Origin of the sequence: Streptomyces sp. NPDC048566 (genome assembly GCF_043199735.1) — a bacterium.
Taxonomy (GTDB): Bacteria; Actinomycetota; Actinomycetes; order Streptomycetales; family Streptomycetaceae; genus Streptomyces.
In genome coordinates, this window is the sequence record NZ_JBICWL010000003.1 from 460866 (window position 1) to 471876 (window position 11011).

Consider the following 11011-nt stretch of genomic DNA (forward strand, 5'->3'; position numbering starts at 1 on the left):
TCTTCCGAGACTCAGGACACTAGGCAGGCTTGCCCATTCTGGAGGCGAGACTGGCCGGGCGAAGGTCTGTCCAGTGCGTCTCGACGTAGTCGAGGCAGCTCTGCCGTGACCCCTCGTGCCTTACGGTCCACCCCTTCGGCACGTCAGCTGTGGCGGGCCAGAGCGAGTGCTGGTTCTCGGTGTTGGTAAGCACGACGTAGGCGGTGGCGTCGTCTTCGAAGGGGTTGGTCATGGCGTCTCCTTGGAGTCAATGGTGCGGATCGGTTGAGGGTTGGCGGGGGTCGAGACAGGCGCCGCAGCAGGGGGTAGGCCCCAGAGGTCTTCCCGGCCGACCTCCGCCACTGTGTACTTGCCGAGTGCGCTGAGCAGGAGCCGCATCTCGAAGGCACAGCAGTCGAGCAGATTGAGCAGTCCCCGCTCGGGGTCCTCGTCGGCAGCGAGGAAGGCGGCACGACCGAGGCCCACGGCCCGCGCGCCCAGGGCGAGCGCCTTGATGGCGCGGGTTCCCTCCCACATGCGTCCGGACGCGATGCAGCACACGTCGCCCGGCGCGATGCGCATCAGACACTCTGCCAAGGGCAGGCCGACGTGGTCCATGAAGGACAGTGGTGCCCAGCCGGTGCCGGCCTCGGCGCCGTCGACGGTGACTGCATCGGCCCCGGCCGCCCAGGCGATGCCCGCGGCCGTGGCGATGTCACGGCCGGGCGGGAGCTTGACCCAGATGCGCGCCCGGGGGAAGTTGTTGCGCATCAGGATGATCTGTCGGTGCAGGATCTCCTGGGTGAAGGTGCCAGGTGTTGCCGAGCGGAGCACCCGCGAGGTCCCGGTACCGAAGACCGGGTCCACGGTGAACGGGCCTTCCGCAGCGGTGCCGTCGGGCGCGTCCACGACCGACATCCCGCCCAGCCCCGGCTTGGCGCCCTGTCCGAGCTTGAGTTCGAAGGCGAGCCGCCCCGATTCCAGCAGGGGCAGGGCGGTGGGATCGCTGTAGACGAGGTTCCAGACCTCGGCATCTGCGTCCTCGGTGCTTTGCTGGACCGCGACGCCGCCCAGTCCGTCGGGCAGTTCGGCGCAGTACGCGCTGATACGGGTCCGCAGCGACCGATGATCGGCATCGCCGAGGCGTCCGTAGCCTGAGGAGGGTACGACGTTCTCCCCGATGACCATGGGAACGCCGCGCCGACCCGCCTGCCGGGCGACGGCGTTGCCGATGTGACCGCCCGTCAGGTTCGTGGAACCCAGCGCGGAGATGACGAGGGGCAGTGGGGAGTTGAACCCGCCGACCTCGGTGTCCAAGGCGACGTCTATGTACAGGGGTTCCCGGCCGAGGTCGATCAGCTTCTCCAGCCGCCGGGGCATGAGAATGGGCGGCACCAGCCGCAGCGTGTCCATCATGTCGTGTGCCGCCTCACGGCCGGGGGTGTCGGACCCTCCGAACATGGCGAGGGCGTAGTCCTCCAGGGCCGGCAGGGCTGCTGCCGGGCCGCTCCGGGCGCGTGCGCGCACCAGGTCCTCCGGGAAGCCCGCCGCCGTCAGCTTTCCGGTCACGGTGACGGTACTCCCGGAACCTTGGGGTAGGCGCTGGCCTGCCAGACGCTGTCGAGTCCGGCGATGTACCGGGTGAGGCGCTCCAGGCCGATGCCGAAGCCGGCGCTCGCGGGAATCCCTTCCCTGGCGGCCTTGAGGTACCACTCGTACTTGGCGGGGTTCTCACCCGTCTCCCGGATGCGAGTGACGATCTTCCGGTAGTCGTTCTCACGTTCGCTGCCGCTGCACAGTTCGCCGTAGCCCTCGGGGGCGATCAGGTCGAAGTTGCGCAGGAAACCGGGCAGCTGTTCGCTCTCCCGGTCGTAGAAGCCGCGCGAGCCCTTTGGATAGTCCGTGATCAGGAACGGCTGCTCCGCCTCGGCCGCGAGCAGCACCTCGCCCTGCCAGTCGATCTCGGCGTCCGAGCTCTGGTCGTGGCCCAACTGGCGCAGGCGATCGACCGCTTCGCCGTGGGTGCGCCGCCCGAACGGGGAGAGCAGCGCCTTGCCGAGCACGGCAGAGTCCCGGCCGAGTTCGCCCAGCGCGGCGGCTTCCGCATGCAGGGTCTGCTCGATGACCCGGCTGACCAGGCTTTCGAGGAGCTCGAGGATGTCGCTGCGAGACGCGCCGGCCACCTCGACGTCGATCTGGTGGAACTCGGCCAGATGGCGGCCGGTGTGCGCGGTCTCGAGCGGTTCCAGCCGGATGTTGGGTGCGATGAAAAAGATCTTGTCGAAGGCGAACAGGGCGGCCTGCTTGTACAGGATCGCGCTGGTCATGAGTTTGTAGCGGTGCCCGTAGTAATCGACATCGACCTGCTTGGCGCCGCGCGCGCCGGGATCGGTGACCGGTCCGATGATGGGCGGCAGTAGTTCGGTGAACCCGAGGCCGGTGAGATGGGCGCGGACGGTGTCGAGGATCCGGTGCTGGATGCGGAGCACCGCACGCGTCGTGCCGGAGGCCAGGTGGGTACGGGGATCTGGGGGGAGTGTCATGTTCAGTGTTCCGTCTTCGTCGGATGGTCGGCGGTGTCGGCCTGGTGGAGCCAGTCGAACTTGTCGGCCACGTAGGACAGGGCGCTCAGCAATCCGGCCGAGGTGAGGCGGGCCGTGGTCCCGGACTGCACCACGCGGGTGACCGGCATCGAGCCCGTCGTCGACCACTGGAGGCGGCCGTCGGTGTCGATGAAGCTCCTGGTGCGGCCGGCGTTGTCCGGGTGCAGGCAATAGGGAACGTCCAGGTACCCGCGCTCGAAGGCGAGGGCGAGCGCGCATCCCACGTCCTCGTCCAGATCGAGCACGGCGTTGACGAGCTCTGTCGCCTCCGCGTGGATTTGCTGTCCCGCACCCTGGCTGGGGCTGCGACGGCGCTCCTGCCGGGCGGCCCGTGCTGCGGTCTCCAGTGCGGCCACGTTCTCCTGGACCGTTGGGATGCGGTGCGCCTCGGCGACTGTTTTCACGATCAGGCGGGCCGCACCGGCGCGCACGGCGAGCCTGGCCGCCTCGTCGAGAAGGAGCTGGGCGCCCCGGGGGGTGCGCGGATAGACGCCCATGTATGCGTAGAGCACGATGTGCCAGTCCACGTCCGGTAGATGGGCGGCGGCGACGTCCCGCAGGGCGGTGATCGCCTCCTCGTCCTGTGCCGTGTTGGTTTGCTGGGCGTAACTCAGGGAGATGCTCCGCAGCCCGTGCTGACGGAAGAAGATTGCCTCCAGCACGCTGATGGCGACGAGCAGGCTTGGTGGGCACAGCTGACCCAGCATGCAACCGCCGAAGGTCTCCATGTGCGGCTGAAGTCCGGTCGTCTGCAGCTGCGCGAAGCTCCGGCTGGCTTCTGTCCAGTTGCGGATCGACTCGCGCAGCGGCATCCGGCTGTAGGGCAGGCAGTACGAGACGGGGCCGCCCTCGGTCGCGTCGATCGGCACGGCCGCCAGTGTGGTGAAGATCGAGCGCGGGTCGGCAGACCCGTGGCGTACCTGTACGGGGAAGGTGTCGTCCCGCACCCCGGAGAGCATCCACCGCGTGGTGTCGGCGCCGTGTGCCACGACGGGGTATCCGTTGAGCGAGCTGTCGTTGCCCAGCGCTCGGCAGGCGGCGGCGTGGTCGCCCACCCGCGTGTAACTGTCCAGCGTGACCGTGCCGACGGTGACGGCCGAGGCCCGTTTCGTTGCGAGGAGCCCCGCCCGCATGTCTGCCGGAACCGGCATGCCCATGCGTGGTTGCACGACGAGTTGGCCACGGGCGTGTGCCGTGGACACCACGTGTCCGAATCCCAGCGTCATGCAGGGACCGTGCTGGGAAGCGTACCGATCAGAGCCAGGAGGTCTTCGGGATCGTTCCGCCCTCCTTCGAACACCGCTTGGAAACCAGCGGCGCGTAGGGCGTGGTTGCGTCGGGGGTCAGGGCCGCCGATCCCGAGCTTGCCGCCGATGACCACCGGTGTGCACGCCAGCCCAGGAGTTGCACGAAGGCGCCCGACGATGCGGAGGCCGTCGTGGTGACCGTGTCCGTTCACGCTGCTGACGACGATGAGATCGGGTCGCCGATCGAGTGCTTCCCGTATGAGCATCTTGTCCGGGACGCAGGGGCCCAGGTTCACGACCTCGTGCTCCGCCTCCTCGAGGAAGAGCTGAAGGAATATTAGGTTCCAGATGTGTGAGTCCGAGGCGGTACTTGTGACGATGATCCGTCGGCGGACTGGATGTTCCGGCCTTGATATGAGACTCAGTTCCATGCGGCGGTCCAGAACTCCATATCCAAACGTCCGAGAGTTCGCAGTCCTCAAGGGCGAACTTCGCCTGGATCACAGGCGTGTTCCGAGGTCAATGCCGGAATCAAACTTCACGTGGCCGACTCCGGTATCCCGTTCCCTGTTGATCTTTCATGTCGGCGTTGAAGGTTGTCAAGGCTGCCGGATGTGACGCAGTCCACAGGCCTGCAGGTCTCGGGTGAAGTAGCGTCAGAAACTGCCTTGACGAGTCGTTTGGGCTCCTGAGATGGTGCGATGTCGTTGCCGCAAACTGAAACTAGCTTAAATCCGATGTGCTGGATGCCCTTCAGTTGTGCAGGCTCGTGCCGACAGCCGCGACGCGGGCGCAATTTCCGAACGGTTGGGGTGAACTCCCCGAAGCCAGTGGAGCTTATGGTCGCCGATGAGACCCATCGGGAGGCCGGATTGGTGAACATGCAGGCGGATGCCTTGGCGGAACCGGACTTCTACCTTCCGTCGATGACCCTCAACGACTATCTGCGCGAAGTGGTGCCGATCCACCCCCTCCTGGCGTCTGTGCTGGACTTCAGTCGCCCGGGCGCCGACAAGGCGCTGCGCGTGCTGACGGCCACCACGACGGAATTCGATTCGGACGGCACCGGGCGGGGGGACTCCTACCGCAAGGCACAGCGCGACTCCTCGGTCCGCTGGACCGGCATACACCAGCTGCTCGAGCTCGCCTCCGCGTCGGCCGCCGAACCCGGACCGCCCTCGCGGCAGTGCACCGTCCTGGACGTGCTCGGTGGCGACGGAACCCTCGTCCGCGCCCTCCGGGAACAGGCGACCGACCTGTCGGACCGGGTCGTCATCCTGACCGGGGACCTGTCTGGCGCGATGGTCGAGCGGGCGCTGGCGCAGGGTCTGCCCGCCGTCCGGCAGGCGGCGGACCACCTCTTCCTGAGCGACGGCGTGATGGACGCAGTGTTGCTCGCCTACGGCACGCACCACATCGCGCCGCAGGACCGGCTCGGGGCGGTCGCCGAGGCCCTGCGGGTCGTCCGTCCCGGAGGGCGCGTGGTTCTTCACGATTTCGACACGACCAGCCCCATGGCGCAATTCTTCACGGACGTGGTCCACCCCCACACTGAGGCGGGACACGACTATCCCCATTTCTCCCGCGACGTGCTCACCGAACTCTTCGACGAGGCGGGAACGCCGGCACATGTCATCGACCTGTATGACCCGTTGATCGTCCGGGCGGCGACGGAGAGGGACGCCCGGCAGCGCATGTGCGACTACGTGGCCGATATGTATGGGGTCAGGGCGTACTTCGACTCGCTCGGCGGCACCGATTCCTGCTGGCGTCTGCTGGAGCAGTGCTTCGCTCATGAGGAGTACCTCGCGACTCTGCCCCAGAGGGTTGATTACACGCCACGTCCGGTGGTGTATCCAGCCAATGGCACCTACGTGGCCGAGATTCCCCGCTCTGCGATCGTCGCAGTTGCCCAGAAAGTGGTCTGAGTGTCATGAGTTCGTTCTTTGTGCCGGACCTGCTCCCCCGCCCCGAGGGCGGAGCTACCGAAGTGCCGGCGATCGTCAGTGCGGACGGTGAGCTGAGCTACGCCGACATGTGGGGTCGAATTCACGCCATTGCTGGTTTGCTGCGCGGTACCGGTGTTGCACCCGGCGACCACGTGGGCCTGTTCTTCCTGCGCTCGGCCGAGTACGTGACGTCACTCGTGGCCACCTGGCTGGTGGGAGCGGTGGCCGTGCCCGTCGACCCCGAGTTTCCGGTCGAGCGGACCGACGCGATCATCCGCGCCGCCAACCCGCGACTCGTTCTCCACGCGGGGACGGCCGCCCATCGCGACCAGGAGGTCACTCCGAGCCGGTGGCGCGACGTCAGCGACCTTTCCCAGGGTAACCCGCTCGCGGGTGGCCTCCCCTCGCACGAGGCGCTGCAGCCGGCCGGCTGGCCCCGCGAGGGAGGGGCTGGACGCCCGGCTCTGATTCTCTTCACTTCCGGGTCGACCGGTACACCCAAGGGCGTCGTCCTGCATCATGGGGGCCTGCACAACCGCCTGGAATGGGGCCACGCCCAGTACGGCTTCGAGGACTCCGACCGCGTCCTGCACAAGGCGTCGATCGCCTTCGACGCCTCGGTCCACGAGATCTTCTCGCCCCTCATCGCGGGTGGAACGCTCGTGATCGCTCCGCCCGGCCTGCAGTTCGACAGTCTGGGCCTGGTGCGGCTGATGCAGGACGCGGGCGTCACCACGGCCCACTTCGTCCCCTCCATGCTCCGCTACGTTCTCGAAGAGCCCGAGCTGGCCTACTGCACCGACCTGCGGCGTGTCTTCTGCGGCGGCGAAGCCCTCGACATGGACCGCGTCAGGACCTTCCGGGCGGCGCTTCCCGACTGCGCCCTCTTCAACCAGTACGGACCGACTGAGACATCGGTGAACGCGACCTTCTGGGACTGCAGCGAACCCTACGACGGCCACATCGCGCCCATCGGGCGGCCCATCGCTGGCGTCCGCTGCCACGTGCTGGACGAGGACCTCACGCCAGTGGAGGAAGGCCAGATCGGGGAGCTGTGGATCGGAGGTGCGGGCGTCGGCGTCGGCTACCTCGCAGACGAGCGCCAGACCGAGGAACGCTTCCGGCCCGACCCGTTCTCCGCGGCCGGCGGGCGGATGTACCGCACGGGCGACCTGGTGCGCCGCGCCACACCCGGCTACCTGGAGTTCCGCGGTCGGCTCGACGACCAGGTCAAGGTGCGCGGCGTCCGGGTCGAACCCGAGGAAGTCGCCGCCGTTCTGCGCCGCCACCCGATGGTGCACGACGCCGCCGTGGTCGCCGTACCCGACAAGGACAGCGGTGCGAGCCTGATCGGGTACGTCGCGGCCAAGCGCCGCCACGCCCCGGTCGTCGATGGCCTGCGGCGTGTGCAACTGCCGCACGGTCTCGGCGTGGCAACGCCGTCCCCCGACGAGGCCCTCTTCCTCTACAGGCAGATCTTCGAGCAGGACGAGTACGCGCGGTACGGCGTGCGTCTCGACGACGACGCCGTGGTCGTCGACATCGGGGCGAACATCGGCCTGTTCTCCCTGTGGGCCCACCAGCAGGCCGACAACGTCAGGCTGCTCTCCGTCGAGCCGAACCCGGACACGCTGCCCTACCTCCGGGCCAACCTGGAGCTGCACGGGGTGCGGTCCGAAGTGGTGCCGGTCGCCGTGACCGACCGGGCCGGCACGGCCGAACTCACCTCGTTCCCGGAGCTCTCGTACCTCTCCGGCCTCGGGTCGCAGCGGCATCAGGAAGCGGCTGAACTGGTCCAGTCGCACTACGAGAGCACCGGGGCGGCAGACGAGAACATGACCGAGCAGGAGAAGGCCTCGCTCCTCCTCGCCGCAGAGAATCGACTTCAGGCAACGGCCCACACGGTGCCGACCGTGACCCTCTCCGGCTTGTTCGACCGGCTCGGCCTGGAGCGGGTCGACCTGTTGAAGATCAACGCTGAGGGTGCGGAGCTCAGCATCCTGCGCGGCCTGGATGCCCGCCATTGGCGTGCCGTCCAGCAGGTATGCCTTGAGGTGGAGCGCGCCAGCGTGGTCGGCGCGGAGATCAAGGCGATCCTCGACGGTGCGGGTTTCTCCGTTCACGAGGTCAACGACTGGAGCGTGGGCGCGGACGCCGATGTCACCTACGTGTACGCGACCCGGGCACCTTCCCCGGACTCCGTGCCCACGGCCCACGGCGCTGCGTCCGGCGGCTCCGACCAGGACGCCGAGACCCTGCTCACCGTTCGCGCACTGCGCGCCTACATGACGGACCAGCTGCCCCCGGCCATGCGCCCCGACCGGTTCGTGTTCCTGGAGGAGCTCCCGAGGCTCCCCAACGGCAAGGTCTCGCGCCACGACCTCCCCGACACCCCGGGGCCGGCACCGGACGCCGTCGGGCCGGCGCACGCCTCGGAGCTCGGCCAGGAGGAGCTGCTCCGGGAGATCTGGCGTCAGGCCCTGCAGGTCGACGCCGTCCACGACGACGACGACTTCATCCGCCTCGGCGGCCACTCCCTGCTGGCACTTCGCGTGAGTGCCCGGGTACGCGAGGTGACTGGGGTGGAAGTCACCCCGCACGGCTGCCTGCGGGCACGGACCTTCGCCGAGTGGCGTGCGGACGTAGCGCGACAGCGCCGCCGGTAGGAGAGGCACTTCACACATGGAACCCCATCCGCTGTCCGACATGCAGCAGTCGATGCTGGTGCACGAGGCTCTGGCGAACCGTCCGCTCTACAACATGCCGTTGGGCTTCCGGATCTCGGGGCGCTTGAAGGTGCCCGCGCTGGAGGGGGCCCTGCGCCACGTGATCCGGCGCCACCCGGTACTGCACTCCACGTACGACGTGACGGGCGCTGTCCCGCTGGCACCCGGGTCCCCCCTTCCTGGGCTGGTCCTCGGAACCTGGGAGGGGGGTGACGAACAGGCGCCCGTTGTCACCGAGTTCTGGCAGCGGCCTTTCGACCTGCGCCGCGAGGTACCGGTACGCGCGCTGCTGATGTCCTCCTCGCCCGAGGACCACCTCCTGGTGTTGTCCGTCCACCACGTGGCCGGTGACAGCTGGACCCTGGCGCTGCTCACCCGGGAACTGGGCGATGCCTACGCCCGCATCATGCGGGGCGCCGCCGGTCCGGAGGAGACCCCGGCGCCCGACTTCTTCGCCTACGCCGCCGAGGAATGGGCTGCCGCCGAGGACACGGCATGGTGGGCGGACTCGCTGCGGGACCACCAGCCCCAGTCCGTACCGCGAGAGGACCCTCCGGCCGAGGACGATCGCGGCCGCTTCCTGCCGATCGGTCTCTATCTCGACGCGGCACACACCCAAGGCGTCAAGCGCCTCGCCCGGGAGGCGCGCGTGTCGCCCGCCGCGGTGCTCTTCACGGCCGTGAGCACGGCCGTCGCGGCCGCGCCCGGAGCAGGATCTGACCGGCCGTGCCGGTCGGTTGTCGGGCTACCCGCAGTGCTGCGTGACACACGGGACCTCCAGGAGACCGTGGGGCCGCTGCTGAACACGCTGCCGGTCTCGACCACCTGGCGACCGGGCCGGCCGGCGCAGGAGATCGTGCAGACCCACGCAGCCGCTATGGAGTCCGCATTGGCGCACAAGCACCTCCCCTACACCCGCATCCTGAAGGCTGCCCGGATGCGCAGGACCCCGGGTTCGGCCCCCCTGCTGCACCTGGTGAACGTGGACACGGAGGTTCCCCGACTGCGTCTGTCTGGGGCCAGGGCCACCGCGCTTCCCATACCGGCCCGCTGGGCGACCTTCCCGGCCCTCTGGGAATTCAGCTGGGGAACGGTCGGGAACATGAGCGGAGTGCTCCGCACCGACAGGGACTCCTTCACCGCCGACCAGGCGAACGACATGGCCGGAGCGTTCCGGTCCAGCTTGGCGCGCCTCATCAAGTGAGAGGCGTCGCCTTTTCTTCCGTACGGCAGGGTCAGAAGGGGTTCCTCGTGTTTGCGTCTCACATGTTGTCTGCTCAGGAGCGGCACCGTCTGCTGGTTGAGTACAACGATACGGCTGCGGAGTATCCGGCGGACGCGTGTGTCCATGAGCTCTTTGAGGAGCAGGTCCGGCGGGTGCCGGACGCGGTGGCCGTGGCCTCGGACGAGGGGAGCCTGACGTACGCCGAGCTCAACGCGCGGGCCAACCGGCTGGCGCACCACCTCATCGGGCTTGGCGTCCGCCCCGGCCAGGTCCTGGCCGTCCACGTCGAGCGCAGCCCTGACCTGATCGTTGGGCTGATGGCTGTGCTCAAGGCGGGCTGCGCCTACACGCTGCTCGACCCGGACTTTCCGCACGAGCGCCTGACGGCGGTCCTTGAGGACACCGGCGCGCCTGTCGTGATCACGCACGAAGCGACGGCCGGACGGCTGAGCACCCCGTACCTCACCGAGGTTCGCCTGGACGCGGCCGGCCCGTCGGCGGCCTCCGCCAATGACATGGGCATCGATGTCCGCCCCGATGCCATAGCCTGCGTCATGTTCACCTCCGGCTCCACCGGCCGGCCCAAGGGCGTGGCGTCACCCCACCGAGCCCTCGTCAGCACCTACACAGGGCAGGCCTACCTGGCCTTCGACGCCGACCAGGTCTTCCTCCAGTGCTCGCCCGTGTCCTGGGACGCCTTCGCGCTGGAAGTGTTCGGACCGCTGATCCACGGCGGTACGACGGTCATCCAGCCGGGGCAGCGGCCCGAGCCGGCCGATTTCGCCCGCCTGGTACGCACGTACGGGGTGACTGCGCTCCAGCTCTCCGCAGGGCTCTTCAACCTCGTCCTCGACGAGTACCCGGAAGCCTTCGAAAACGTCCGCGAGGTCATGACCGCTGGAGAGGCCGCCTCCGTCGCTCACGTGGAGCGGGCCCGGAAGATGTTCCCCCAGATGAAGCTGCTCAACGGCTACGGGCCTGTCGAGAACCTGGGCTTCTCCACCACGTACGACATCCGTCCCGGACTGCCGATCGGTTCGTCGGTGCCGATCGGTGTGCCGTTGGCGAATACGCGGGTGTATGTGCTGGATGAGGGTTTGGGGTTGGTGCCTGCGGGTGTGGTGGGTGAGTTGTATATCGCGGGGTCGGGTCTGGCGCGTGGTTATGTGGGGCGTGCGGGGTTGACGGCTGAGCGGTTTGTGGCTGATCCGTTTGGTGGTGCGGGTGAGCGGATGTACCGGACGGGTGATCTGGTGCGGTGGAACTCCGGTGGTGAGTTGGA

9 protein-coding genes are annotated in these 11011 nt (G+C 68.3%); 4 read left to right on the forward strand and 5 right to left on the reverse strand.

What is annotated here, in order from left to right; all coding sequences use genetic code 11:
* Nucleotides 1-19: 19 nt before the first annotated feature.
* From ACGFS9_RS08820 to ACGFS9_RS08840, 5 genes are read right to left on the reverse strand one after another with little or no spacing between them, the layout of a single operon-like run.
* Nucleotides 20-232, reverse strand: coding sequence for an MbtH family NRPS accessory protein (locus ACGFS9_RS08820; protein ID WP_075971382.1), 213 nt, complete (start codon nt 230-232; stop codon nt 20-22).
* Nucleotides 229-1548, reverse strand: coding sequence for a glutamate synthase-related protein (locus tag ACGFS9_RS08825; RefSeq protein ID WP_393251634.1), 1320 nt, complete (start codon nt 1546-1548; stop codon nt 229-231). The genes ACGFS9_RS08820 and ACGFS9_RS08825 overlap by 4 nt, the downstream gene beginning before the upstream one ends.
* Nucleotides 1545-2522: an asparagine synthetase A gene (locus ACGFS9_RS08830; protein ID WP_393251635.1), complete on the reverse strand. Its 978-nt coding sequence runs from the start codon at nt 2520-2522 to the stop codon at nt 1545-1547. The genes ACGFS9_RS08825 and ACGFS9_RS08830 overlap by 4 nt, the downstream gene beginning before the upstream one ends.
* A 2-nt stretch (nt 2523-2524) precedes the next feature.
* Nucleotides 2525-3808, reverse strand: coding sequence for a methylaspartate mutase (locus ACGFS9_RS08835; RefSeq protein ID WP_360656605.1), 1284 nt, complete (start codon nt 3806-3808; stop codon nt 2525-2527).
* The gene (locus ACGFS9_RS08840) at nt 3805-4260 is read right to left on the reverse strand and encodes a cobalamin-dependent protein (RefSeq protein WP_360656608.1); all 456 of its coding nucleotides are present in this window, start codon (nt 4258-4260) and stop codon (nt 3805-3807) included. Before ACGFS9_RS08840 ends, ACGFS9_RS08835 begins: the two co-directional genes overlap by 4 nt.
* 408 nt (nt 4261-4668) lie before the next feature.
* On the opposite strand from ACGFS9_RS08840, the gene ACGFS9_RS08845 reads away from it, so the two are divergent.
* The 4 genes from ACGFS9_RS08845 to ACGFS9_RS08860 all read left to right on the forward strand — a co-directional run.
* A complete protein-coding gene (locus ACGFS9_RS08845; protein ID WP_360656611.1) occupies nt 4669-5757 on the forward strand; it encodes a methyltransferase domain-containing protein in 1089 nt (362 codons plus the stop codon).
* Between the two features lie 5 nt (nt 5758-5762).
* Complete coding sequence (locus tag ACGFS9_RS08850) at nt 5763-8444, forward strand: amino acid adenylation domain-containing protein (protein ID WP_393251636.1); 2682 nt, start codon at nt 5763-5765, stop codon at nt 8442-8444.
* A gap of 16 nt (nt 8445-8460) precedes the next feature.
* Complete coding sequence (locus ACGFS9_RS08855) at nt 8461-9708, forward strand: condensation domain-containing protein (RefSeq protein ID WP_393251637.1); 1248 nt, start codon at nt 8461-8463, stop codon at nt 9706-9708.
* Nucleotides 9709-9755: 47 nt separating this feature from the next.
* A partial coding sequence (locus ACGFS9_RS08860; protein ID WP_393251638.1) for an amino acid adenylation domain-containing protein occupies nt 9756-11011 on the forward strand: 1256 nt, incomplete at its 3' end.

Bases quoted from the DNA above. Each gene is read 5' to 3' on its own strand.
- ACGFS9_RS08850 (WP_393251636.1), top strand. From the start codon at position 5,763: ATGAGTTCGTTCTTTGTGCCGGACCTGCTCCCCCGCCCCGAGGGCGGA.
- ACGFS9_RS08840 (WP_360656608.1), bottom strand. From the start codon at position 4,260: ATGGAACTGAGTCTCATATCAAGGCCGGAACATCCAGTCCGCCGACGG.
- ACGFS9_RS08820 (WP_075971382.1), bottom strand. From the start codon at position 232: ATGACCAACCCCTTCGAAGACGACGCCACCGCCTACGTCGTGCTTACC.
- ACGFS9_RS08835 (WP_360656605.1), bottom strand. From the start codon at position 3,808: ATGACGCTGGGATTCGGACACGTGGTGTCCACGGCACACGCCCGTGGC.
- ACGFS9_RS08845 (WP_360656611.1), top strand. From the start codon at position 4,669: ATGGTCGCCGATGAGACCCATCGGGAGGCCGGATTGGTGAACATGCAG.
- ACGFS9_RS08855 (WP_393251637.1), top strand. From the start codon at position 8,461: ATGGAACCCCATCCGCTGTCCGACATGCAGCAGTCGATGCTGGTGCAC.
- ACGFS9_RS08830 (WP_393251635.1), bottom strand. From the start codon at position 2,522: ATGACACTCCCCCCAGATCCCCGTACCCACCTGGCCTCCGGCACGACG.